Annotated in this window: 21 protein-coding genes; 18 read left to right on the top strand and 3 right to left on the bottom strand. The window is 72.2% G+C overall.

Features of this window, described 5'->3' with window-relative positions; genetic code table 11:
• Positions 1–9: 9 nt before the first annotated feature.
• The 3 genes from ABT158_RS14360 to ABT158_RS14350 all read right to left on the bottom strand — a co-directional run bounded on the left by ABT158_RS14360 (position 10) and on the right by ABT158_RS14350 (position 2987).
• Positions 10–1254, bottom strand: a complete 1245-nt coding sequence (locus tag ABT158_RS14360; RefSeq protein ID WP_352353191.1) for an arginine deiminase — start codon at positions 1252–1254, stop codon at positions 10–12.
• The gene (locus tag ABT158_RS14355) at positions 1251–2666 is read right to left on the bottom strand and encodes an amino acid permease (protein ID WP_352353190.1); all 1416 of its coding nucleotides are present in this window, start codon (positions 2664–2666) and stop codon (positions 1251–1253) included. Before ABT158_RS14355 ends, ABT158_RS14360 begins: the two co-directional genes overlap by 4 nt.
• 105 nt (positions 2667–2771) lie before the next feature.
• Positions 2772–2987 carry a DUF3040 domain-containing protein gene (locus ABT158_RS14350; RefSeq protein WP_352353189.1) on the bottom strand — a complete coding sequence of 72 codons (216 nt, stop codon included), beginning with the start codon at positions 2985–2987 and terminating at the stop codon, positions 2772–2774.
• Between the two features lie 226 nt (positions 2988–3213).
• Here ABT158_RS14350 and pyrR point away from each other — a divergent pair, with 226 nt between their 5' ends.
• From pyrR to def, 18 genes are all read left to right on the top strand, one after another.
• Complete coding sequence (pyrR, locus tag ABT158_RS14345) at positions 3214–3759, top strand: bifunctional pyr operon transcriptional regulator/uracil phosphoribosyltransferase PyrR (RefSeq protein WP_352322601.1); 546 nt, start codon at positions 3214–3216, stop codon at positions 3757–3759.
• Positions 3756–4673 (top strand): aspartate carbamoyltransferase catalytic subunit, encoded by a 918-nt coding sequence (locus ABT158_RS14340; RefSeq protein WP_352353188.1) that lies wholly within the window; start codon positions 3756–3758, stop codon positions 4671–4673. Before pyrR ends, ABT158_RS14340 begins: the two co-directional genes overlap by 4 nt.
• A gap of 67 nt (positions 4674–4740) precedes the next feature.
• Positions 4741–6036: a dihydroorotase gene (locus ABT158_RS14335; RefSeq protein WP_352353187.1), complete on the top strand. Its 1296-nt coding sequence runs from the start codon at positions 4741–4743 to the stop codon at positions 6034–6036.
• Entirely contained in the window at positions 6033–7139 is a 1107-nt protein-coding gene (gene carA / locus ABT158_RS14330; RefSeq protein WP_352353186.1) for a glutamine-hydrolyzing carbamoyl-phosphate synthase small subunit, read from the top strand. Before ABT158_RS14335 ends, carA begins: the two co-directional genes overlap by 4 nt.
• Entirely contained in the window at positions 7126–10413 is a 3288-nt protein-coding gene (gene carB, locus ABT158_RS14325) for a carbamoyl-phosphate synthase large subunit (RefSeq protein ID WP_352353185.1), read from the top strand. Before carA ends, carB begins: the two co-directional genes overlap by 14 nt.
• 22 nt (positions 10414–10435) lie before the next feature.
• The gene (locus ABT158_RS14320) at positions 10436–11302 is read left to right on the top strand and encodes a dihydroorotate dehydrogenase electron transfer subunit (protein ID WP_352353667.1); all 867 of its coding nucleotides are present in this window, start codon (positions 10436–10438) and stop codon (positions 11300–11302) included.
• Positions 11292–12269 carry a dihydroorotate dehydrogenase gene (locus tag ABT158_RS14315; RefSeq protein ID WP_352353184.1) on the top strand — a complete coding sequence of 326 codons (978 nt, stop codon included), beginning with the start codon at positions 11292–11294 and terminating at the stop codon, positions 12267–12269. Before ABT158_RS14320 ends, ABT158_RS14315 begins: the two co-directional genes overlap by 11 nt.
• Entirely contained in the window at positions 12266–12964 is a 699-nt protein-coding gene (gene pyrF, locus ABT158_RS14310; protein ID WP_352353183.1) for an orotidine-5'-phosphate decarboxylase, read from the top strand. Before ABT158_RS14315 ends, pyrF begins: the two co-directional genes overlap by 4 nt.
• Before the next feature lie 538 nt (positions 12965–13502).
• The gene (gene mihF, locus ABT158_RS14305; RefSeq protein ID WP_020541698.1) at positions 13503–13826 is read left to right on the top strand and encodes an integration host factor, actinobacterial type; all 324 of its coding nucleotides are present in this window, start codon (positions 13503–13505) and stop codon (positions 13824–13826) included.
• A gap of 121 nt (positions 13827–13947) precedes the next feature.
• On the top strand, positions 13948–14535 hold the full coding sequence (gmk, locus tag ABT158_RS14300; protein WP_352353665.1) for a guanylate kinase: 588 nt from the start codon (positions 13948–13950) through the stop codon (positions 14533–14535).
• 5 nt (positions 14536–14540) lie between these two features.
• Positions 14541–14810 (top strand): DNA-directed RNA polymerase subunit omega, encoded by a 270-nt coding sequence (rpoZ, locus tag ABT158_RS14295; protein WP_043638590.1) that lies wholly within the window; start codon positions 14541–14543, stop codon positions 14808–14810.
• An 8-nt stretch (positions 14811–14818) separates the two neighbouring features.
• Positions 14819–16012, top strand: coding sequence for a bifunctional phosphopantothenoylcysteine decarboxylase/phosphopantothenate--cysteine ligase CoaBC (coaBC, locus tag ABT158_RS14290; RefSeq protein ID WP_352353182.1), 1194 nt, complete (start codon positions 14819–14821; stop codon positions 16010–16012).
• Between the two features lie 88 nt (positions 16013–16100).
• Positions 16101–16463, top strand: coding sequence for a hypothetical protein (locus ABT158_RS14285; RefSeq protein ID WP_352353181.1), 363 nt, complete (start codon positions 16101–16103; stop codon positions 16461–16463).
• A 163-nt stretch (positions 16464–16626) separates the two neighbouring features.
• On the top strand, positions 16627–17814 hold the full coding sequence (metK, locus tag ABT158_RS14280) for a methionine adenosyltransferase (RefSeq protein ID WP_352322591.1): 1188 nt from the start codon (positions 16627–16629) through the stop codon (positions 17812–17814).
• Between the two features lie 593 nt (positions 17815–18407).
• Entirely contained in the window at positions 18408–21122 is a 2715-nt protein-coding gene (locus tag ABT158_RS14275) for a primosomal protein N' (protein WP_352353180.1), read from the top strand.
• Between the two features lie 49 nt (positions 21123–21171).
• Positions 21172–22641 (top strand): hypothetical protein, encoded by a 1470-nt coding sequence (locus tag ABT158_RS14270; RefSeq protein ID WP_352353179.1) that lies wholly within the window; start codon positions 21172–21174, stop codon positions 22639–22641.
• Positions 22642–22678: 37 nt separating this feature from the next.
• The gene (locus ABT158_RS14265; RefSeq protein WP_352353178.1) at positions 22679–24025 is read left to right on the top strand and encodes a hypothetical protein; all 1347 of its coding nucleotides are present in this window, start codon (positions 22679–22681) and stop codon (positions 24023–24025) included.
• Between the two features lie 38 nt (positions 24026–24063).
• Complete coding sequence (gene def, locus ABT158_RS14260; protein WP_352353177.1) at positions 24064–24612, top strand: peptide deformylase; 549 nt, start codon at positions 24064–24066, stop codon at positions 24610–24612.
• The last annotated feature ends 1 nt before the right edge of the window (position 24613 follow it).

Genomic DNA, 24613 nt, shown 5'->3' with positions numbered 1-24613 from the left:
GGACGTCCGCTAGATGCCGTCGCGCTCCAGCGGGCAGCTCATGCACCGCGGGCCGCCGCGCCCTCTGCCGAGCTCGCTGCCCCGGATGGTGATGACCTCGATGCCGTTGTCGCGCAGGTGGTTGTTCGTGGTGGTGTTGCGCTCGTAGGCGATGACGACGCCGGGCTCGACGGCCAGGCCGTTGCAGCCGTCGTCCCACTGCTCGCGTTCGGCGGCGTACACGTCCTGGTGGGGGGTCAGGACGGTGATGTCGTCCATGTCGAGGGCGCGGGCGATGGCCTTGTGCATGTCCTGGGGCGGGTGGTCGGTGACCCGCAGCTCCTTGGAGGTCTCGCCCGGCTCGATGGTGTACGCCGGCAACATCCCGAGCCCGGCGTACTTGGTGAACACCCCGACGTCGAGCATGGTCATGACCGTGTCGAGATGCATGAACGCGCGTGCCTTCGGCATGTCCAGCGCCACGATCCGGGTCGCGGACCCGGCCGCGAACAGCCGCTGGGCCAGCATCTCGACCGCCTGCGGCTGGGTGCGCTCGCTCATCCCGACCAGCACCGCGCCGCGCCCGATGACCAGCACGTCGCCGCCCTCCAGGGTCGCCGGGGCCATCGCGTGGCCGGGCAGCCAGCAGTGGAAGCCGCCCTCGTAGGGCCGGTCGAAGCCGGCGGCGAACATCGGGTGGAACCGGTAGACGGCCTCCAGGTTGACCGTCTCGCGCATGCGGGCCTTCTTGCGCATCGCGTTGATCGACACGCCGTCGTAGATCCAGCAGGAGGTGTCGCGGGTGAACAGGTGGTTGGGCAGCGGCGGCAGGACGAAGTCGTCGTCGGCGGTGGTGTGGAAGGCCACCGACTTGGGGTCGCAGCCCATCGCGACCAGCTCGCGCTTGGTGATGCCGCCGGTCAGGTGCATCTGGAGGGTGCCGGCGTCCATGCCGTCGAGGGTGTTGCGGATGTCGTCGATGGCGGTCGGGCCGAGCCAGCGTTCGTCGATGACCGCGTCCAGGATGTGCTTGCGGGCCTCGGGGATGTCGACCACGTCGCGCAGGAGGTCGGCCAGCATGTGGACGACGATGCCGCGTCCGCGCAGCACCCGCTCGAACTCCTCGTGCTCCTCCACCGCGCGCTGCACCCACAGCACGTCGTCGAACAGGAAGGCGTCCTTGTTGCTGGGGGTCAGCCGCTTGAGGGCCAGCTCCGGCTTGTGCAGCAGGACCTGGCGCAGTCGGCCGACCTCTGAATCGACATGAAAGGTCATTTTTCAGATATCCCCTCAGCGCGGCGGACATCACGCGGGCCGTACTCGCCGTGTCTGGCCTTCAGCCAGATGTAGACGGGCACGCCGACCAACAACATCAGCGTCCCGCCGAGCACGGCGGGGGCCCCCGAGCCGTACGCCATCCAGAACGAGAACAGCAGCGCGAGCACCGCGACGGTCAGGTCGCGGGCCAGCCGCCCGCGGTCGATCCGCCGCTCCCGGGTGACCAGCCAGAACAGCTGCGCGGCGGCCGAGAAGAAGTAGGGGATGACCGTGGTGAAGGAGGCCAGCAGCACGATGGTGTCGAAGGCGTTGGCGGAGGCGTAGCCCACCAGCAGCATGAGCGAGGTCAGGACGGTCCCGGCCAGGATGCCCGTCAGGGGCGCGCCGCGCCGGGAGACCACGGAGAAGGCGGGCGGGAACATGCCGTCCCTGGCGGCGGCCAGCGGCATCTCGGCGACCAGCAGGGTCCACCCGTTGAGCGCGCCGATGCCGGAGACGACGGCGCAGGCCGCCATCAGCAGCCCGCCGCCGGTGCCGCCGAACATGTGGTCCAGCGCCGCGGCGAACGGCGCGGTGGACCCGACGAGCTCCTCCTGCGGCACGGTGCCCATGACGGCGACCGTGCTGAGGATGTACATGACGGCGCAGGCCAGCACGCCGATGACGCTGGCCCGGCCGATGGTGCGGACCGGGTCCTTGACCCGGTCGGCCGCGATGGCGGCGCTCTCCACGCCCGAGTAGATGAACAGCGTGACCGCCCCCGCCAGGGAGACGGCCGAGACCCAGCCGCCGCCGCTGGCGTTGAACGGCGGGTAGTTGTCCTGGTGCACGAAGAACAGGCCCACGATCGCCACGAACAGCAGCGGCGTGAACTTCAGGACCGTGGTGACCACCTGGAAGGCGGCCGCGTTGCGCACCCCGGCCAGGTTCACCACGGCCGGGATCCACAACCCGGTCAGGCCGATGAGGATCGCGCTGAGCGTGCTGCCCCAGTTGAGCCCGAACAGCCCGTGGGCCAGGTACTGGACGTAGCCCACCCACGCCACGGCGATGGCCGCGTTGCCGATCCACGCGGTCAGCCAGAACGACCAGGCGATCCAGAACCCGGCGAACTCCCCGAACGCCTCGCGCGCGTAGGCGTAGGGGCCGCCCGCCGCCGGGATGCGCCCGCCCAGACGGCCGAAGACGATCGCCATCGCGATGGCGCCCGCGGTGACCAGGACCATGGAGACCAGGCTCACCGTGCCGAACGCGGCCAGCGAGGCGGGCAGCAGGAAGATGCCGGTGCCCACGACGTTCCCCATGACCAGCGCGACGGCCGCGCCGAGGCCGAGGCCGCCGGCGGCCGCCGGGCGCCTCCCGCGCGCCGCCGTGGTCACGCCGTCGGAGGGCGGACGTGGTTCCCCCATGCGTGCCCCCCGCGCGAGTCCCCAGGAAGAGCCGCCGCCGAGCGCGTACGGCCCTCGGGGACGTGCCCTACGCGCAGGACGCCGACACGGGGGGTTGCGGGGGTTTTACCTGATCACGGCGTGCGGCAGGGGGTCGGCCGAACCCGTCAGCAGCAGCACGACGGCGAACACCGCCAGGCACAGCGCCATCAGGGCCAGCGGCCAGGCCAGCGACGCGGGAGCGCCGTGCCGGGACATGGCCGCGAACAGCTCGGGGTCCTCGTCCCTGACCTGCCGGGCGATGGCCTTGAGCACCGACTGCTCGCGTGCCGACAGCGCCATGTGAAACCTCCCCCGAGAAGACTTAGAGCAGGTTTTATACCTGTATGTCGGTAATTGCCAAATTCGCCGGGCCGGCCGGGCCGAACGGCCTGCCAGGACGCCCGCCACACCCGTACGGCAGGGCGGGGCGCTCACGTTGTACCAGGTAGCCCCTGGTACTGTGTGTCCCGACCAACACCCTTTTAAGACCCGTCCCGTGAGGCGGGAAAGGTGGTGAGATCCCTCCATGTCCGATTCCAGGGCCGTGCTCGAAGGCCCGGACATCCACCGGGCGCTGACCCGAATCGCGCACGAGATCCTCGAACGCACCAAGGGCGCCGGTGACGTAGTCCTCCTCGGCATCCCCACCCGCGGCGCCACGCTCGCCCGCCGGCTCGGCGACCGCGTCGAGCAGTTCGAAGGGCTCAAGATCCCCGTCGGCTCGATCGACATCACCATGTACCGCGACGACCTGCGCCGCGGCCCCGTCCGCCCGCTCGGCCGCACCGAGCTGCCGCCCGACGGCATCGACGGCAAGGTGGTCGTCCTCGTCGACGACGTGCTCTACTCCGGCCGCACCGTCCGCGCCGCGCTCGACGCGCTCAACGACCTCGGCCGCCCGACCGCCGTGCAGCTCGCCACGCTGGTCGACCGCGGCCATCGCGAGCTGCCCATCCGCGCCGACTACGTGGGCAAGAACCTGCCCACCGCCAAGAGCGAGAAGGTCAAGGTCTACCTCTCCGAGATCGACGGCCGCGACGCCGTCCTGCTCATGAAGGAGGACGACAGGTGAACCGGCACCTCATCTCGGCGGGCGACCTCACCAAGGACGACGCGCTGCTCATCCTCGACACCGCCGAGGAGCTGGCCAGGGTCTCGGAACGATCCATCAAGAAGCTGCCCACGCTGCGCGGCCGCACGGTGGTCAACCTGTTCTTCGAGGACTCCACCCGCACCAGGATCTCCTTCGAGGCGGCGGCCAAGCGGCTCTCGGCCGACGTCATCAACTTCTCGGCCAAGGGGTCGAGCGTCTCCAAGGGCGAGTCGCTCAAGGACACCGCGCTCACCCTGGAGGCCATGGGCGCCGACGCCGTCGTCATCCGCCACGGCTCCTCCGGCGCGCCGCACCGGCTGGCCGGCTGGGTGCGCGGCAGCGTCGTCAACGCCGGCGATGGCACCCACGAGCACCCCACGCAGGCGCTGCTCGACGCCTTCTCGATGCGCCGCCGCCTCGGCGGGCTCGACGGCCGCCGGGTCACCATCGTCGGCGACGTGCTGCACAGCCGGGTCGCCCGCTCCAACGTGCTGCTGCTCAACACGCTCGGCGCCGAGGTCACCCTCGTCGCGCCGCCCACGCTGCTGCCCGTCTCGGTCGGCACCTGGCCGTGCGAGGTGTCCTACGACTTCGACGCCGTGCTGCCCAAGTCCGACGCGGTCATGATGCTGCGGGTGCAGAAGGAGCGGATGAACGCCGCCTACTTCCCCAGCGAGCGCGAGTACTCCCGCCGCTACGGCCTCGACCGCGACCGCTTCGCCAAGATGCCGGACGAGGCCATCGTCATGCACCCCGGGCCGATGAACCGGGGTATGGAGATCGCCGCCGAGGTGGCCGACTCGCCGCGCTCCACCATCGTGGAGCAGGTCGCCAACGGCGTGACCATCCGCATGGCCGTCCTGTACCTGCTGCTCGGGGGAGAGATCCAGTGAGTGAGCGGAGCGAACGAACCAGTAGGCACAGCATCATGATGATCGTCGTGCCGACGAAGGAGGCACGATGATCATCAAAAACGTCAGGATCCTCGGCGGGGAGCCGGTGGACCTGCGGATCGCCGACGGGCGCATCGCCGAGATCGGCGCCGGCCTCGACGCCGGCCCCGGCGGCGAGACCGTCGACGGCGGCGGCGCGATCGCGCTGCCCGGCCTGGTCGACCTGCACACCCACCTGCGCGAGCCCGGCCGCGAGGACGCCGAGACCGTCCAGACCGGCACCCAGTCCGCGGCCCGCGGCGGCTACACCGCCGTGCACGCCATGGCCAACACCTCGCCCGTCGCCGACACCGCCGGCGTGGTCGAGCAGGTGTGGCGGCTCGGCCGCGAGTTCGGCCACTGCGACGTGCAGCCGGTCGGCGCGGTGACCGTCGGCCTGGAGGGCAGGCAGCTCGCCGAGCTCGGCGCGATGGCCGACTCGGCCGCCCGGGTCCGGGTCTTCTCCGACGACGGCAAGTGCGTCAGCGACGCCGTGCTGATGCGCCGCGCCCTGGAGTACGTCAAGGCGTTCGACGGCGTCGTCGCCCAGCACGCCCAGGAGCCCAGGCTCACCGAGGGCGCCCAGATGAACGAGGGCGTCGTCTCCGGCAGGCTCGGCCTGACCGGCTGGCCGGCGGTGGCCGAGGAGGCGGTCATCGCCCGCGACTGCCTGCTGGCCGCGCACGTCGGCTCCCGCCTGCACGTCTGCCACGTCTCCACCGCCGGCTCGGTCGAGATCATCCGCTGGGCCAAGTCCAAGGGCTGGAACATCACCGCCGAGGTCACCCCTCACCACCTGCTCCTCACCGACGACCTCGTCGAGGAGTCCCCGGTCGGCGCCTACAACCCGATCTACAAGGTCAACCCGCCGCTGCGCACGCACGCCGACGTCCAGGCGCTGCGCGCCGCGCTGGCCGACGGCACGATCGACGTCGTCGCCACCGACCACGCCCCGCACCCGGTCGAGGACAAGGAGACCGAGTGGCCGGCCGCGGCCATGGGCATGATCGGCCTGGAGACCGCGCTGAGCGTCGTCCAGGAGGCCATGGTCGAGACCGGGCTGCTCGACTGGGCCGGGGTCGCCGAGCGCATGTCGATCACCCCCGCCCGCATCGGCCGCCTGTCCGGCCACGGCCGTCCGCTGGAGCCGGGCGCGCCGGCCAACATCACGCTGTACGACCCGTCGGCCCGCACCGAGGTGGACCCCTCCGCCTACGCCTCCAAGAGCAGGAACACCCCGTACGAGGGGATGACGTTGCCCGGCCGGGTGGTGGCCACGTTCCTGCGCGGCACGCCGACCGTTCTCGAAGGGAAGCTGGTTTGAACACCGCGGTGCTCGTCCTGGAAGACGGCCGCGTCTTCCACGGAACTCCTTACGGCGCCGAAGGCGAGACGTTCGGCGAGATGGTCTTCAACACCGGCATGACCGGCTACCAGGAGACCCTCACCGACCCCTCCTACCACCGGCAGATCGTCGCCATGACGGCCCCGCACATCGGCAACACCGGCGTCAACGACGAAGACCCCGAGTCGGGCCGCGTCTGGGTCGCCGGGTACGTCGTGCGCGAGCCGTCCAGGATCGTCTCCAACTGGCGGGCCGACCGCTCGCTCGACGACTACCTCAAGCAGCAGGGCGTCGTGGGCATCGCCATCACCGGCACCCGCGCCCTGACCCGCCACCTGCGCGAGCGCGGCGCGATGCGGGCCGGCATCTTCTCGGCCCCCTCCGCGACGGTGGAGGAGCTCGTCGAGCGGGTGCGGCGCGCGCCCGCCATGGAGGGCGCCGACCTGGCCGCCGAGGTGGCCACGGCCGAGCCCTACGTCGTGCCCGCAGTCGGCGAGAGGCGCTTCACGGTCGCCGCCGTCGACCTCGGCATCAAGGGCATGACCCCGCACCGCATGGCCGAGCGCGGCTGTGAGGTGCACGTGCTGCCCGCCACGGCCACGTACGAGCAGATCATGGCGGTCGAGCCCGACGGCGTGTTCTTCTCCAACGGCCCCGGCGACCCCGCCACCGCCGACGTGTCGGCGCTGCGCAGCGTCCTTGAGGCCGGGGTGCCGTTCTTCGGCATCTGCTTCGGCAACCAGCTGTTCGGCCGGGCGCTCGGGCTGTCCACGTACAAGCTGCGCTACGGCCACCGCGGCGTCAACCAGCCGGTCCAGGACGTGCGCACCGGCAAGGTCGAGATCTCGGCCCACAACCACGGGTTCGCCGTCGAGGCCCCGATCGGCGAGCCGTTCGAGACCCCCTACGGCCCGGCCGAGGTCAGCCACGTCAACCTCAACGACCGGTGCGTGGAGGGCCTGCGCCTGCTCGACGGGCGCGCCTTCAGCGTCCAGTACCACCCCGAGGCCGCCGCGGGGCCGCACGACGCCGCTTATCTCTTCGACGAGTTCTGTGAGGTCATGAGCCGTGCCCAAGCGTGAGGACATCCGGTCGGTCCTGGTGATCGGCTCCGGCCCGATCGTGATCGGCCAGGCGTGCGAGTTCGACTACTCGGGCACGCAGGCCTGCCGCGTGCTGCGGGCCGAGGGCTTCCGCGTCATCCTGGTCAACAGCAACCCGGCCACGATCATGACGGACCCCGAGTTCGCCGACGCCACGTACGTCGAGCCGATCACCCCCGAGTACGTCGAGAAGATCATCGCCAAGGAGCGCCCCGACGCGCTGCTGCCCACGCTGGGCGGCCAGACCGCGCTGAACACCGCGGTCGCGCTGCACGAGTCGGGCGTGCTGGAGAAGTACGAGGTCGAGCTGATCGGCGCCGACTTCGACGCGATCCAGGCGGGCGAGAACCGCGAGAAGTTCAAGGAGATCGTCGCCAAGGTCGCCCGCGAGCACGGGCTCAACGCCGAGTCGGCCAAGTCGGTCATCTGCCACACGATGGAGGACTGCCTGGCCGCCGCCGGCGAGCTGGGCTACCCGCTGGTCGTGCGGCCCAGCTTCACCATGGGCGGCGTCGGCTCCGGCTTCGCCTACGGCGAGGAGGACCTGCGCCGCATCGCCGGCGCCGGCCTCGACGCCTCGCCGACCACCGAGGTGCTCCTGGAGGAGTCCATCCTCGGCTGGAAGGAGTACGAGCTGGAGGTCATGCGCGACAAGGCGGACAACGTCGTCATCGTGTGCTCCATCGAGAACATCGACCCGATGGGCGTGCACACCGGCGACAGCGTCACCGTCGCGCCCGCGCTGACCCTGACCGACCGCGAGTACCAGAACATGCGCGACGTGGCCATCGCGGTCATCCGCGAGGTCGGCGTGGACACCGGCGGCTGCAACATCCAGTTCGCCGTCGACCCGCGCACCGGGCGCATGATCGTCATCGAGATGAACCCGCGCGTCTCCCGCTCCAGCGCCCTGGCCTCCAAGGCCACCGGCTTCCCGATCGCCAAGATCGCCGCCAAGCTGGCCATCGGCTACACCCTCGACGAGATCCCCAACGACATCACCAAGGAGACCCCGGCCTCCTTCGAGCCGACGCTCGACTACATCGTGGTCAAGGTGCCGCGCTTCGCCTTCGAGAAGTTCCGCGGGGCCGACCGCACGCTGACCACGCACATGAAGTCCGTCGGCGAGGCCATGGCCATCGGCCGCTCCTTCGCCGAGGCGCTGCAGAAGGCGCTGCGCTCGCTGGAGAAGAAGGACTCCGCCTTCAGCTGGGCGGGGCCCGTCCTGGACAAGGACGAGCTGCTGGCGGCCTGCCGCACCCCGCACGACGGGCGGCTGCGCACGATGCAGCAGGCCGTGCGCGCGGGCGCGACCGCGGCCGAGCTGTTCGAGGCCACCAGCGTCGACCCCTGGTTCCTCGACCAGCTCCTGCTGCTGGAGGAGGAGGCCCAGGAGATCGCCGCCGCGCCCGAGCTCACCGCCGCCGCGCTGACCCGTGCCAAGCACCACGGCTTCTCCGACGCGCAGATCGCCGAGATCCGCGGCGTCGAGGAGGCCCACGTGCGCGGCCTGCGCCACGCGCTCGGCGTGCGGCCGGTCTACAACACCGTCGACACCTGCGCCGCCGAGTTCGCCGCGAAGACGCCGTACCTGTACTCCACCTACGACGAGGAGACCGAGGTCCCCTCCGGCGAGCGGGAGAAGGTCATCATCCTCGGCTCCGGGCCCAACCGCATCGGGCAGGGCATCGAGTTCGACTACGCGTGCGTGCACGCCTCCTTCGAGCTGTCGCGGGCCGGGTTCGAGACCGTCATGGTCAACTGCAACCCCGAGACCGTCTCGACCGACTACGACACCTCCGACCGGCTCTACTTCGAGCCGCTCACGCTGGAGGACGTCCTGGAGGTCGTGCACGCCGAGCAGCAGACCGGCCCGGTCGTGGGCGTGATCGTGCAGCTCGGCGGCCAGACGCCGCTCGGCCTGGCGCAGGCGCTGAAGGACGCGGGCGTGCCCGTGGTCGGCACCTCGCCCGAGTCGATCCACCTGGCCGAGGAGCGCGGCGCGTTCGGGCGGGTGCTGGCCGAGGCCGGGCTGCCCGCGCCCAAGCACGGCACCGCGCTGACGGTGCCCGAGGCGCTGGAGATCGCCGGGGAGATCGGCTACCCGGTGCTGGTCCGGCCCTCGTACGTGCTCGGCGGGGCCGGCATGGCCATCGTCTACGACGACGAGACGCTGACGACGTACATGGCGGCCCAGGAGGGCGGCCACCCGGTCCTGGTGGACAAGTTCCTCGACGAGGCCATCGAGATCGACGTCGACGCGCTCTACGACGGCCAGGAGCTCTTCCTCGGCGGCGTCATGGAGCACATCGAGGAGGCCGGCATCCACTCCGGCGACTCGGCCTGCGCCCTGCCGCCGCTCACGCTCGGCAGCCACGACGTCAAGCGCATCCGCGCCGCCACCGAGGCCATCGCCGCCGGGGTGGGCGTGCGCGGGCTCCTGAACGTCCAGTACGCCATGTCCGCCGGCGTCCTGTACGTCCTGGAGGCCAACCCGCGGGCCAGCCGTACCGTGCCGTTCGTGTCCAAGGCGACGGCCACGCCGCTGGCCAAGGCGGCGGCCCGGGTGATGCTCGGCTCCTCGATCGCCTCGCTGCGCGCGGAGGGCATGCTGCCGGCCACCGGCGACGGCGGCACGCTGCCGCTGGAGGCGTCCATCGCGGTCAAGGAGGCCGTGCTGCCCTTCAACCGCTTCCGGGGCGTCGACACCGTGCTCGGGCCCGAGATGCGCTCCACGGGCGAGGTCATGGGCATCGACGCGTCCTTCGGCGTGGCGTTCGCCAAGTCCCAGGCCGGGGCCTACGGCGAACTTCCGACCAAGGGACGCGCGTTCGTGTCCGTGGCCAACAGGGACAAGCGTGCGATGATCTTCCCTGTGAAGGCACTGGCCGACCTCGGCTTCGAGATCCTCGCCACCGAGGGCACGGCCGAGGTGCTGCGCCGCAACGGTGTCCATGCCAAGATCGTGCGAAAGCACAGCGAGGGGACCGGGCCCGGAGGTGAGCCTACGAGCGTGCAGGCGATTCTCGACGGCGAGGTGGACCTGATCGTCAACACGCCGTTCGGCAGCCCCGGTCAGTCCGGGCCGCGCCTGGACGGCTACGAGATCCGCACCGCTGCGGTGCTGCGCGGCATCCCGTGCATCACCACCGTCGCGGGGCTGGCCGCGGCGGCGGCCGGGATCCAGGCGATCGTCCGCGGCGACGTCGGCGTGCGGTCACTCCAGGAGCACGCACAGGCACTACGCGGCTGACCCGCGCGGGAGGTGAAGACGACTGGCCGGCACACCTGTGCAGGTGACGGGCACGGTGCTGACGACGCGCCGGGTCGACGCCTACCATGCGCTGACGGTGGTGGCGCCCGGCATCGCCGAGCGTTACCGCCCCGGCCACTTCGTCTCCGTGGCGGTCGGCGGGGCCCACACGTCGATGGTGACGCGCCGCGCGCTGTCCATCCATGACGTCAAGTCCGACTACGGCGGCACGGTCGAGCTCGTCTTCACCGTCGCCGGGCCGGGCACGTCCTGGCTGGCCGAGCGGCGCGCCCGCGACACGCTCGACCTGGTCGGGCCGCTCGGCCGGCCCTTCCCGCTGCCGCGCGACCCGGTCAACTGCGTGCTGGTCGGCGCCGAGTACGGCTCGGCCGTGCTGTTCCCGCTGGCCGACGCGCTGCTGGCGCGCGGCTGCCGGGTCGACTTCGTGCTCGGCGGCGCCGGGGCCGACCGCGTCTTCGGCGCCATGCGGGCCCGCCGCATCGCCGAGACGACGACCCTGACCACCGAGGACGGCTCGCTCGGCCTGCGCGGCAAGGTCACCGACGCGCTGCCCTCGGTGATCGCCGACACCCGGGCCGACGCCGTCTACGCCTGCGCGCCCATGCCGGCGCTGCGGGCGGTGACGGCGGTGGCGATGGAGTTCGACATCCCGGTGCAGGTGGCCGTCGAGGAGTCGATGGCCTGCGGCATCGGGGTGTGCATGACGTGCGTCATCCCCGTCATCGGCGACGACGGCGCGACCAGGATGGTCCGCGCGTGCGCGGAGGGACCGGTGTTCCGGGGGGAGCGGGTGCGCTTCGAGGACGTGGGAACGATCCCGTTCGACGCGCTCGGCGCCCCCGGAGGCGGTGCACGACATGTCAGTTGATATGCGTACGTTTCTGGCGCACGTCGAGCTGGCGAACCCCGTCACCACGGCCGCCGGCTGCGCGGGCTCCGGACGCGAGCTCGCCCAGTTCTTCGACCTCCACCGGCTCGGCGCGCTGACCACCCGGTCCATCACCATGGCCCCCCGGGCGGGCCGGCCGACCCCGCGCATGGCCGAGACGCCCTCCGGCATGCTCAACGCCGTCGGGCTCCAGGGGCCGGGCATCGAGGCGTTCCTGGAGCGCGAGCTGCCCTGGCTGGCCCAGCGCGGCATCAAGACCATCGTCTCGATCGGCGGCGGCACCGTCGCCGAGTACTCCGAGCTGGCCCGCAGGCTCGCCGACGCGCCCGGGGTGACCGCCCTTGAGGTCAACCTTTCTTGCCCGAACATGGAGGACAGGGGGCGTGTCTTCGCGCGCGAGGGCAGCGCCGCGGCCGAGGTGATCGCCTCGGTGCGCTCCATCATGCGCTACGACGTCCCCGTGGTGGCCAAGCTCGCGCCCGACGTGGCCGACATCGTCTCGGTCGCCCGCGCCTGCGTGGACGCCGGGGCGGACGCCCTGTCCATGATCAACAACCCGCTCGGCATGGCCATCGACACCGAGGCGCTGCGCCCGTCGCTGGCCGCCGTCACCGGAGGGCTGTCGGGGCCCGCCATCCTGCCCCTGGCCGTCCGGTGCGTGTGGCAGGTGCACGCGGCCCTGCCCGGGGTGCCGCTCATCGGCATGGGCGGCGTGATGACCGGCAGGGACGCCTTCCAGCTCATCCTGGCGGGCGCCTGCCTGGTCGGGGTGGGCACCGCGCTGTTCCACGACCCCTACGCGTGCCTGCGCATCGAGCGCGAGCTGGAGGACCTGCTGCGGGCACGCGGCTTCCAACGCCTCGCCGACGCCGTCGGCCTGGCCCACCGGCCGCCGGGGAGCGCTCCCCGGCACCTTCTAGTCGACTCCGAGGAGAGCTCCCCTTGACGCCCGCACCCATCGCCGTCGCCCTCGACGCCCCCGACCTGGAGACCGCCGCCAGGTGGGCGAGCCTGGTGACGCCGCACGTCAGCACCATCAAGGTGGGCCTGGAGCTGTACCTGCGCTACGGCCCCGACGTGATCGCCTCCGTGCGCGGCGCCAGCGGCGTCCAGATCTTCCTCGACCTCAAGCTGCACGACATCCCCAACACCGTCGCGGGCGCCGCCAAGGCCGTCGCCCGCTTGCGTCCGGCCATCCTGACCGTGCACGCGGCCGGCGGCGCGGCGATGATCCGGGCCGCGGTCGAGTCCGCCCCGCAGACCAAGATCGCCGCTGTGACGATCCTCACCTCGCTGGACGAGTCCGACCTCGACCGCATGGGCCTGGCCGGACCGGCCGACGAGGCCGTGCGCCGCCTGTCCGCCCTGTCGGTCGAGGCCGGGGCCACGGCGCTGGTGTGCTCGCCCCACGAGGTCGCGGCGGTGCGGGCCGAGGTGGGGCCCGGCATCACCCTCATCACGCCGGGCGTGCGCCCTCAGGGGGCCGAGGTCCAGGACCAGGTGCGCGTGGCGACGCCCGAGCAGGCGCTGGCCGACGGCGCCGACCTGCTGGTCATCGGGCGTCCGATCACGGGTGCGGCGGACCCGGGAGCGGCCGCCGCCGCCATCGCCGCCTCACTGCGCCGCACGACCGCGTCCTGAACCCGCGCCCGGGGCCCGCGGCTCCGGGCGCCCGCGTTCCTGCGTGCTTGCGGCGCGCGCGGTACTCCGTGCGGGCGGAGGCGAGCCTTCCGGGCATGCCGCGAGGTGTGCTTGTCCGCGGGGCGGGGGCACGATCTTCGCGTGCACGGAGAGGGTGCTCTCCGTGCGGGCGCGGGGCATGGCGGCAGGTGTCGCCGGACCGTTCGCGCAGCCCTCGCTTCACAAGATCGTAATGCATCCGCCGGGCGTTCGCGCACCCTTCCCGATTCTGGTTTCGGTCCTGGTCCGGCCCTGGTTTCGGACATCGCCCGGCGCCGCGCGGGCGATCTTCGCCCTGCTCCGGGACGCCGTCCGGAGCGGACGCGCGAAGCGGGAAGTGAGGGCGATTTGATCAGCAGTGTGTAATTTTACGCTCACGGACAGTGATGAAGTGGATTTTGTGAGGAGAGAAACCGCTCTTGACGTTGCTTAGGGGGCGATGACCAGCTAGTTTCCCTTCCCGTCCGAGTACATCGACAGAAATTCGAGGTGACCCGGCGTGGCTCTTCCTCCCCTGACCCCTGAGCAGCGCGCCGCAGCCCTTGAGAAGGCTGCCAAGGCCCGTAAAGAGCGTGCCGAGGTCAAGAACCGGCTCAAGCATGGCGCGGTTTCTCTGGCTGAGGTGCTCAAGGATGGGCAGACCGACGACGTCATCGGCAAGATGAAGGTGTCGGCCCTGTTGGAATCGCTCCCCGGCGTGGGCAAGGTCCGCGCCAAGCAGCTCATGGAGCGGCTTGCCATCGCCGAGTCCCGCCGCGTGCGGGGTCTCGGCGCGAACCAGAGGGCTTCCCTCGAGCGCGAGTTCGGTGGCAACGAGAGCTAATCTCTTTTCCACAAGAAAGCGCAGGTTCAACGGGGGGTAGGAAGTGACCGACAGGTCCTGGTCCGGCGAAGCAAGGGCCCACGAGGCAGTCGGATCGGGAGCGAAGGTCGGCTTCCTCCCCCTGAGCAGGAGGCGTCTGACGGTCCTGTCAGGGCCGTCGGGCGTCGGCAAGTCCACGGTCGTCGCCGAGCTCCGGCGGGCACACCCAGAGGTGTGGCTGTCGGTCTCGGTGACCACCAGGAGGCCCCGTCCCGGCGAGGTCAACGGGGTCCACTACTTCTTCGTCGACGGCGCGGAGTTCGACCGGCTCGTCGAGGCCGGCGAGCTGCTGGAGTGGGCCGAGTTCGCGGGCAACCGCTACGGCACCCCGCGCGAGCCGGTGCTGGACAAGCTCGCCCAGGGCGTGCCGACCGTCCTGGAGATCGACCTGGAAGGCGCCAGGCAGGTGCGCACCACCATGCCCGACGCCCTGCTGGTCTTCCTGGCCCCCCCGACGTGGGAGGAGCTGGAGAAGCGGCTGCGCGGCCGCGGCACCGAGCCGGAGGACGTCATCGAGCGCCGGCTCAAGGCCGGGCGGGTCGAGATGGCGGCCGAGTCGGAGTTCGACCTCACGCTGGTGAACACGAGTGTCCAAGAAGTGTGCCACCGGCTGATAGCCTTGATGACTGACCCTCAGGGGGTCACCACCACCATCAACCGAGAGGTCTGACAATCGTGGCAGGCACCACCCCGGCCGCGGAGGGCATCACCAACCCGCCGATCGACGCGCTGCTCGACATCGTCGACAGCAAGTACTCCCTGGTGATCATGGGCGCCAAGCGCGCCCGCCAGATCAACGCCTACTACTCCCAGCTCGGCGAGGGCCTGCTGGAATACGTCGGGCCGCTGGTCGAGACGCATGCTCAGGAGAAGCCGCTGTCCATCGCGCTGCGCGAGGTCTCCGAGGGCCTGCTCAACGCCGAGCCCATCGAAGGCGCGGTCTGACCCCTTCGATGAAGGTCGTCCTCGGCGTCAGCGGCGGCATCGCCGCGTACAAGGCATGTGAGCTGCTCCGGCTGTTCACCGAGTCAGGTCACGAGGTGCGGGTCGTCCCGACCCGCGAGGTCCTGCGTTTCGTGGGCGAGCCCACGTGGGCCGCCCTGTCGGGCAACCCCGTGACCGCCGACGTCTGGGACGACGTTCACGAGGTGCCCCACGTCCGCATCGGCCAGCGCGCCGATCTCGTCGTGGTGGCGCCGGCGACCGCCAACACCCTGGCCAAGGCGGCCCACGGGCTCGCCGACGACCTGCTGACCAACACCCTGCTGACGGCACGCTGCCCGGTCGTGTTCGCCCCGGCCATGCACACCGAGATGTGGCAGCATCCGGCCACCCGCGCCAACGTCGCGACCCTGCGCGAGCGCGGCGCCGTCGTCATCGACCCGGCCGTGGGGCGCCTCACCGGCGCCGACACCGGCCCCGGCCGCCTGCCCGACCCCGCCGAGATCTTCCAGGTCTGCCTGCGCGTGCTGCGCGGCAGGCCGCGCGACCTGGCCGGGCGCAAGGTGGTGATCTCCGCCGGAGGCACCCGCGAGGCGATCGACCCGGTCCGCTACATCGGCAACCGCTCCTCCGGCCTGCAGGGGTACGCCTTGGCCCGCACGGCGGTCGCGCGCGGCGCCGAGGTGACCCTCGTGGCGGCCAACGTCGCCCTCCCCGATCCCGCGGGCGCCGCCGTGGTGCGGGTGGGGTCCACGGCCGAGCTGCGCGAGGCGGTGCTGGCCGCCACCGAGAAGGCCGACGCCGTCGTCATGGCGGCCGCGGTGGCCGACTTCCGCCCTGCGTCCCGGCACGAGACGAAGATCAAGAAGACCGACGGCGAGCCCGACCCCATCCACCTGACGAAGAACCCCGACATCCTGGCCGAGCTGGGCCGGTTGCGGCGCGAGGGTGGCGCCGGTCCGCGGGTGATCGTCGGGTTCGCGGCCGAGACCGACGACGTGCTCGCCAACGGGCAGGCCAAGCTGGCCAGGAAGGGCTGCGACCTGCTGGTCGTCAACCAGGTGGGGGAGGGGCTGGCGTTCGGCACGCCCGACAACGCCGCCACCGTCCTCGTCGCCGGCGGCGAGCCGGTCGAGGTGCCGCGCGGCCCCAAGGACGACGTCGCCGACGCCGTCTGGGACCTGGTCGCGCCCCGCCTGTCCTGACGCGCGTCTTTCGCGCAAGAACGATTACCTGATCGCCAGTTGCGGCACCCCGGACGCCTACCGATACTTGGGGGCAAAGGGGGACGGAATGCCGGTGGGTTCCGCTGTCAGGGAACGTTGCAGGAGATTGCTGGAGGACCAGGGAGGTATCCGTTACGTCTTCCCCGCGTTGTCCGTGGGGCCGGCGGGAACGGGCCACTTCCTCATCGTCGTCACCGATTCGTCCGTCTCGGTGCTCACCACCAGGACCCTCAGGAGCGACCGGCCCGTCGCGGTGTACGCCACGTACCCGCGGCACACCAGGCTCGGCCCGATCCTGCCCGGCCCGTTCATCGAGCTCGGCACCACCGTGTTCGAGTTCGACGAGGAGTACGCGGCGGTCGTGTCCGCCGCCGACGCCGAGGTCTTCGCGCCCGAGACGCTGCCGCCGGATCCCCTTCCCGACCTGTGACCGGGCAGGGGACCGGACTCATGCCGGACACGTGACCGGACACGGACACGGGACGGTTTCGCGACCGGACGCCGGGTGGGGCTAGACTTCGGCGAGGCCCTGGCGTGTTCTTCCGTCCCGGGCCCAACATCCGTCAGCAGCCGCTGCATGAGGAGCCACTGAGTTGTCACGTCGCCTGTTCACCTCCGAGTCGGTCACCGAAGGCCACCCGGACAAGATCGCCGACCAGATCAGTGACGCGATTCTCGACGCCATGCTCAAGGACGACCCCAAGAGCCGGGTCGCCGTCGAGACGCTGATCACTACCGGCCAGGTCCATGTCGCAGGCGAGGTCACGACCGAGACCTACGTCGACATCCCCGGCGTCATCCGGGAGAAGATCCTGGAGATCGGCTACGACGCTTCCCACAAGGGCTTCGACGGCGCCTCCTGCGGCGTGTCGGTGTCCATCGGCGCGCAGTCGCCCGACATCGCCCAGGGTGTCGACGACGCCTACGAGCACCGCGTGGGCGGCGACGCCGACGAGCTCGACCGCCAGGGCGCCGGCGACCAGGGCCTGATGTTCGGCTACGCCTGCCGCGAGACGCCGGAGCTCATGCCGCTGCCGATCACGCTCGCGCACCGGCTCGCCCAGCGCCTGTCCGAGGTCCGCAAGACCGGCAAGGTGCCCTACCTGCGCCCCGACGGCAAGACCCAGGTCACCATCGAGTACGACGGCGACAAGCCCGTCCGCCTCGACACCGTCGTCGTCTCCACCCAGCACGCGGCCGAGATCGACCTCAAGGAGATGCTCGCCCCCGACATCAAGGAGCACGTGGTCGACCCCGTGCTCGACGGTCTGGAGATCGAGACCGAGGGCTACCGGCTGCTGGTCAACCCGACCGGCCGCTTCGAGATCGGCGGCCCGATGGGCGACGCCGGTCTGACCGGCCGCAAGATCATCATCGACACCTACGGCGGCATGGCCCGCCACGGCGGTGGCGCGTTCTCGGGCAAGGACCCGTCCAAGGTCGACCGCTCGGCGGCCTACGCGATGCGCTGGGTGGCCAAGAACGTCGTCGCGGCCGGGCTGGCCGACCGGTGCGAGGTGCAGGTCGCGTACGCGATCGGCAAGGCGCAGCCGGTGGGTCTGTTCGTGGAGTGCTTCGGCACCGAGAAGCTGCCGGTGGAGCAGATCCAGGCCGCCGTGCTGCGCGTCTTCGACCTGCGTCCGGCCGCGATCATCCGCGACCTCGACCTGCTGCGCCCGATCTACTCCGAGACCGCCGCCTACGGGCACTTCGGCCGTGAGGGCTTCTCCTGGGAGTCCACCGACCGCGCCGAGGCCCTTCGGACGGCCGCCGGTCTCTGACCTCCTCGGTCTCTGGTTTCGTGCAGGTGCCGCATTCGGCCCTTTCGAGGGTTGGGTGCGGCACTTGTCGTCGGCTGGGGTGGTTCGGTGCGGGCGTTCGCCCGGTCTTCTGAGGGCCGCAGGTTCGGACTGCTGATCTCTTGAGGGGCGGCAGGCCCGATGGTGACTGCTGATCTCTTGGGGCTGCGGGCTCGCCGGTGACTGCTGGGCTGACGTTCTCTTCTGCCGCGCCTTCGGCCCGGTGACAGTCTCGGGCTGGTTTCTTGGGCGTCGGCGGGCGGCGGGCGGCGGGCGCTGAGCGTCGAGGCTCGTCGGCGGTGCTCGGTGGGTGTCGGGGGCTGGTCGGCCGTGCTTGGTGTGGGGCGCGGGTGGGGTGGCTTCTGCGGGGCCTTGTCTCTGCGGTGAGGGCGGGCTTGTCCGTCTTCGTGAGGCCGTTTCCGGTCGGGTCTGTTGGTGGGCGCGGGTCTGCGTGCTTGTCGCGTCCTGTGTGCTGTTCTTGCGCTGCCCGTCCGTGGGAGCGCTGTTCGGGCCGGCGGGGGTGTGCGCCGGTGGTGTGGGGATGGCGGGGCGCGGGGTCTGGTAGACGTTAGTGCGTGACCCACTCCGACGACGCCCTCCTGCCGCTCGACGCCGTGCGGCCTCCTGCGTCGTCCAAGGACACCAAGGGGGCCGTGGTCGCGGCGCCCGAGCGGCCCGTGGCGCGGGTGGTCGTGGACAGTCCGCTGCCGCACCTCGACCGGCCCTTCGACTACCTGGTGCCCGCCGCCATGCACGAGGCGGCGCGGCCTGGGGTGCGGGTGCGGGTGCGGTTCGCGGGCAAGCTGATCGACGCGTTCCTGCTGGAGCGGGTGGACGAGAGCGATCATGAGGGCAAGCTGACGCCGCTGGAACGGGTGGTCTCGCCCGAGCAGGTGCTCACGCCGGAGATCGCCGGTCTGGCCCGCGCGGTGGCCGACCGTTACGCGGGCACCCTCACCGACGTGCTGCGCCTGGCCGTTCCGCCACGCCACGCCAAGGCCGAGGCCGAGGTCCCGCCCCCCGCGGCCCCGGCCCCCGAGGTCCCGCCCCCTGCGGCCCCGGCCTCCGAAGTCCCGCCTCCTGCGCCCCAGGCCCCCGGGGTTCCGCCACACGCGCTCGGGGCCTCCGCCGACCCGGCCCCCGCCGACCCGCCTCCCGCCGACCCACCTCCCGCCGACCCGCCTCCCGCCGGCCCGGTTCCCGCCGGCCCGGCCCCCACCGACCCATCTACCGCCGACCTGGCCCCGGTGCCCGTTCCCTCCGGCGAGGCGGCGCAGAGCGTTTCCGCCGCCGTGGCCCGAGCCGCCGCCAGTGCATCTCCGGTCGCGGCCCAGGCGGCTGCGCCTGGGGCTCCTGCCGCGGCCCAAGTTGTCGGGAGCGGGGTTCCCGACATCGTCCGCGCCACTGGGAGCGAATCCGCCGCCGTCGCGCAGGTCGCCTCGGGTGCGTCTGCCGAGACCGGGGGAGCGCGAGGCGCGGAGGGCTCGTCCTTCTCGGGGCTGGAACCGGCGGCCCCCGCGCACGGACGGGCGGCGGCCCGTCCGGAGCACATGAACGGGACGGACACCCCCGAACGCGCGGCAGCAAGCCGCAAGAGCGCCTGGGACGCCTACCCGACCGGCCCCTCCTTCCTGGACGCCCTGCGCCACGGCCGCGCCCCCCGCGCCGTGTGGTCGGCGCTGCCCGGCGCCACGGGATGGGCCGGAGCCATGGCGGAGGCGGTGCTCGCCACCCTCGACGGCGGGCGGGGAGCGGTCCTCGTGGTGCCCGACGGCAAGGACGTCGCGCTGGCGGACGCCGAGTTCGAGCGGCTGCTCGGCCCCGGCAGGCATGTGGCGCTCACGGCCGACCTCGGCCCCGCCGAGCGGTACAGGCGATGGCTGAAGGTCCTCAGAGGCCAGGTGCGCGCCGTCGTGGGCACCCGGGCCGCCATGTTCGCCCCCGTCGCGGAGCTCGGCCTGGTGGCCATCTGGGACGACGGCGACGACCTGCACGCCGAGCGCCTGGCCCCCTACCCCCACGCCAGGGAGGTCCTCGGCCTGCGCGCCCACCGGACGGGCGCGGCCATGCTGATCGGCGGCTACGCGCGTACGGCCGAGGCCACCCAGCTCATCGCCGCGCGCTGGGCCAGGCCGATCGTGGCCGCCCGCACCACGATCAGGAGCCTGGCCCCGCGGGTGCGTCCCGCCGGTGAGGACGCCGAGCTGGCCAAGGACCAGGCGGCCCGGCAGGCGAGGCTGCCCAGCCTGGCCTGGCGGGCGCTGCGCCAGGGGCTGGAGAGCGGGCCGGTGCTGGTGCAGGTGCCCAGGCGCGGTTACCTGCCGGCGCTGGCCTGCCGCCACTGCCGGGCCCCGGCGCGCTGCGTCCTGCCGCCCACCAGAATCGCCCCGCACCTGGCCGCGCCGGTCCCCGGCGGCCGGCAGGCGGCGGCTGTCGGCGAGGCGGAGCCGTACGCCGGAGCTCTGACCACCGCCACGGACACGACGGGCGGGACGCCGGAGGGTCTCGGGAGCGGCGAGTCGCTGTGCCACGGGCCGCTCGCGCTCAGGGCCGGGCACGCCGCCCCCTACTGCCGCTGGTGCGGCCGGGTGGACGCCGACTGGCGGTGCCCGTCCTGCGGCAGCCCCCGGCTGCGGGCGGTCGTCACCGGCGCCCGGCGCACCGCCGAAGAGCTGGGGCGGGCCTTCCCGTCGGTGCAGGTCCGCACCTCCGGCCGCGACGGCGTGCTGGCCAGTGTGCCCGCCGCGCGCGCCCTCGTGGTCGCCACGCCCGGCGCCGAGCCGGTGGCCGAGGGCGGCTACGCGGCGGCCGTGCTGCTCGACGGATGGGCGCTGCTCGGCCGGGCCGACCTGCGGGCGGGGGAGGAGACGCTGCGCCGGTGGATGAACGCCGCCGCGCTGCTGCGGCCGTCCGCCGAGCTGGTGGTGCTCGGGGACGCCGGGCTGCCGTCCGTGCAGGCGCTGCTGCGGTGGGACCCGATCACGCACGCCGAGCGCGAACTGGGCGACCGGGCCGAGCTGGGGTTCCCGCCCGCCGTGCGGATGGCGACGCTGACGGGTTCGGCGAGCGCCGTCCGGCAGATGCTCGACGAGGTGCGCCTCCCGCCGGACGCCCAGGTGCTGGGCCCGGTCCCGGTCGACGAGTCGGGCCTGGAACGGGCCATGATCCGGGTACGGCGCGGCGGCGGGGCGGCGTTGTCGGCCGCGCTCAAGGGGGCAAGTGGGGTACGTGCGGCGCGTAAGACGCCAGATGTCGTGAGGGTGAGTGTCGACCCACTCGACCTGATTTAGACCGTTTCCCCGATTCGCTCATCTGTTGGTCAGCCGTTAGCGTGCCCCTGTGTCGATCGAATGGGTGAACCAGGCCATCGACGACCTGCGCGCATGGGGGCGCGCGCGGGAAGTCGAAGTGGACGCGGACGAGGTCCGCCTGCTCTGCGACTACGCCAGCGACTATCTCAACGTCAACGAACTGCGCGACTTCACGCCGGAGACCTTCGACGAGCTGCTGCTGTCCATCTATCCGCGCAAGGTGATCGCGCCGCCCGAGAGCGCGCCCGAGACCGTGGCGGCCGCCCGCACGCTGGTGGACTACCTCGGCGAGGCCGGTCACGCCAGCCCGGCCACCGTGGCCGGCATGCGCGCGCGGCTCGACGACATCGGCCCCCGCATGCCCGAGGCGCTGGCCGACCCGGCCAACTTCGGCATGGCCAAGAGCCTGTTCAGCTCGATCGGGCCCGAATCGCTCGAACAGGCGGTGCCGATCCCGTCCGGGGAGCTGCCCGACCTGGGCGAGGCGCCGTGCGACTGTCCGGGCTGCACGCCGCTGCCCGCCGTCCGGCTGGCCTCGGAGGAGGAGCTGGCCGAGGCGCTGCGGACCGTTCCGAAGCTGGCCGGCGGCCCCCCACCGGGCGACGGCGAGCCGCTGGACGCCTGGGCCGAGACCGTGGCCCGGCTGCTGGAGGACGACACCGGCGGCGAGATCACCGGCCACGCCGAGCTCGACGAGGGCCTCTACGACCTGTTCGACATGCTCTACCGACTCCAGTCGCCGGTGCCGCTCCAGGTCGTCGCCGACTACCTGGAGGAGGTGTCGGGCGAGGGCGGCATCGACGTGGCCGGGGCGCTCGACCGGCTGGCCGGGTGGGGCATGGTCCGCCTCGACGGCGAGGCGGCCGAGCTGACGCCCCTGGCGGTCTGGGGGCTGCGTGAGCACTACCTCTCGCTCGGCCTCGACGCCCCGGTCGCCCCCGACCTGGGCGAGGCCGACGCGCGCGGCCTCATCGAAGGGCTGCTCGAAGGGCTGCCCGCCGAGCTGGCCGAGCAGGACATCTCCCGCTGGCTGTCCGGCCGCGCGCCGGGCGAGGCCGCGGCCGAGCTGCTGACCGCCGCCTCAGGCGCGCCCGCCGTGGCCCGCGGCATCGCGGTCACCATCGTCGACCGGCTGGGCGCCGAGGCCGAGCCGCAGGTGCGCGACCACCTCGACGACCAGGAGTTGCGCCCGCACGTCATACACTGGCTGGCCGCACGTGGTCTGGGCGCGCCGCCGCTCACCCAGGACGAACTGCTCTGGGTCAGCGTCGACATGCTCGCCCTGGCGATGCCCGCCGCGCGGGAGGATCCGGAGATCTTCGCCGAGAACATGGCGGCGTCCGGTCCGCCGGCCCATCTGATCGAGGAGATGTGGCGGGTCGACCACCCCGACGTCGTCGAGGTTCTGGAGCTGCTCGGACGCTCCATCCCCGACGACACGGTGGCCAAGGCGGCGCGCAAGGCGGCGTTCAAGGCGCGCTCCCGGGCCATCCGTTGAGTACGTCCTTGTGACTGCTGTGCAGTAAGTTTCCTGGGTGGCAAACAATGTCTTCGACCTCGCCGAGCTGCGCAAGCTGATCGATGAGCAGGCCGCCGTGCCTCCACGGCCACCTGAGGAGACCTCCGTGGAGCACGAGGCGCTGACCTTCCCGCCCGTCCTGCTGGCGAGCGACGCCGAGCTGGCCCGCGCGGTGCCCGCGGTGCCGCTCGTCGCCGACGCCATCCGCCTGACCGCCTGGACGGGCAGCCGCGAGGTGGGCGCCGACGGCATGCTGAGCGAGTCCGACGCCAGGGCCGCCGCGGAAGAGCTGGGGCTCCAGGAGTCCCGGATGCGGCTCATCTGGATCGTCGCGGTCAACACCGGCCTGCTGCGCATCCTCGGCGGCCGGGCCTCCCGCGGCCCGCTGTCGATGCAGCTCACGGTCGAGGCCACGCTGGAGTTCTGGGACGGCGTGGTGATGGACGTCCTCGACCGCGCCGACGAGGGCCTGACCGGCTCCTCCGTGGTCGACGACCACCTGGCCGAGATGCTGGCCACGATCTACTCGGTGCGCTCCGGCGTCGCCGTGGGCAACCTGGCCAGGGGCATCCTGCAGTCGCACGAGGTCGCCTGCGCGCCCGGCCCGGTCGAGATGCGCAGGCTGGCCGCCGCGCTGCCGGCCGAGCTGCTGGAGGCGGTCTCGCTGCTGACGTACTGCGGGCTGGTGGAGCAGACCGAGGCCGGGCGCACGGCGCTCACCCCGCTCGGGGTCTGGGCCGTCCGGCGCGACCTGCTGCGCGAGGGCCACGACGCGCCCACCGCCGCCGAGGTGCAGGTCTTCGCCGACCTGTCGGCCGCCGAGCTGGTCGAGGCGCTGGTGAAGGGCACCGCCACGCAGAGCGCCGTGGCGGGCTGGCTGGAGCGGCGGCCCCCCGAGGCGGCCGCCCGCGAGCTGATCGAGATCGCCGCCTCCGGCACCGCCGGGCAGCGCGGCGCGGTCGGCGCGATCCTGGAGGAGCTGGGCCCCGAGGCCGAGCAGCCCGTGCGGCAGGCGCTCGACCACCCGCTCATGCGCCGCTACGCCGCCTCCTGGCTGCACATCCGCGACCTGGAGGCCCCGCCGCTCAGCCCCGAGGACCACACCTGGATCGCGGTCGACAACCTCGCCGCGCTCATGCACCTGTCCGGTCCGGCCGCGGGCCGCCTCGACATGCCCGAGCCGGGCGAAGACCTGATCAAGCTCGTCGGCGAGATGCCCGCGGTCGGCCATCCCGACACGCTGGCCGTGCTCGACATGCTCGCCGCCTCCCACGACGACCGGGCGGTGGCCAAGGCGGCGCGCAAGGCCGCGATGAAGGCCCGCTCCCTGCGCCACGACCGGCCGCCGGCCCACCGCCGGTAAACTGGGCTGATCCACGTTCGAGAACAGGAGTGAGCCCCTTGGCGATCCAGTCGATCCGGCTGTTCGGAGATCCGGTGCTGCGCACCCCGGCGGCCCCGGTCGTCGACTTCGACAAGGAGCTCCGCAAGCTGGTCAAGGACCTCACCGACACGATGATGGACGCCCCGGGCGCGGGCCTGGCGGCCCCGCAGATCGGCGTCGGCCTGCGGGTGTTCACCTACTACGTCGACGACCAGCTCGGCCACCTCATCAACCCCGACCTCGACCTGTCGGCCGACCTCGACGAGGAGGGGGAGGAGGGCTGCCTGTCCTTCCCCGGCCTGTCCTACCCGACGCCGCGCGCCCTCCGCGCCGTGGCCAAGGGCTTCGACATGCACGGCGAGCCGGTCACGCTGGAGGGCACCGACCTGATGGCCCGCTGCTTCCAGCACGAGACCGACCACCTCGACGGCATCCTGTTCATCGACCGCATGGACCCCAAGCAGCGCAAGCTGGCCATGAAGGCGATCCGCGAGGCCGAGTGGAGCGGCCTGTCCGCCCCCGTGATCAAGATGTCGCCGCACGCCACCGGCGGAAGGGCGCTCTGAC

Origin of the sequence: Nonomuraea sp. NPDC001636, from assembly GCF_040298265.1 — a bacterium.
GTDB lineage: Bacteria > Actinomycetota > Actinomycetes > Streptosporangiales > Streptosporangiaceae > Nonomuraea.
Note: the sequence above shows the minus strand (reverse complement) of the source record. Positions and strands in the feature narration are given on the sequence as shown.

Excerpts from the sequence above, each read along its gene's own strand:
- ABT158_RS14355 (WP_352353190.1), bottom strand. The coding sequence starts at position 2,666 with ATGGGGGAACCACGTCCGCCCTCCGACGGCGTGACCACGGCGGCGCGC.
- ABT158_RS14315 (WP_352353184.1), top strand. The coding sequence starts at position 11,292 with ATGTCAGTTGATATGCGTACGTTTCTGGCGCACGTCGAGCTGGCGAAC.
- ABT158_RS14335 (WP_352353187.1), top strand. The coding sequence starts at position 4,741 with ATGATCATCAAAAACGTCAGGATCCTCGGCGGGGAGCCGGTGGACCTG.
- ABT158_RS14350 (WP_352353189.1), bottom strand. The coding sequence starts at position 2,987 with ATGGCGCTGTCGGCACGCGAGCAGTCGGTGCTCAAGGCCATCGCCCGG.
- ABT158_RS14285 (WP_352353181.1), top strand. The coding sequence starts at position 16,101 with ATGCCGGTGGGTTCCGCTGTCAGGGAACGTTGCAGGAGATTGCTGGAG.
- coaBC (WP_352353182.1), top strand. The coding sequence starts at position 14,819 with ATGAAGGTCGTCCTCGGCGTCAGCGGCGGCATCGCCGCGTACAAGGCA.
- ABT158_RS14360 (WP_352353191.1), bottom strand. The coding sequence starts at position 1,254 with ATGACCTTTCATGTCGATTCAGAGGTCGGCCGACTGCGCCAGGTCCTG.
- pyrR (WP_352322601.1), top strand. The coding sequence starts at position 3,214 with ATGTCCGATTCCAGGGCCGTGCTCGAAGGCCCGGACATCCACCGGGCG.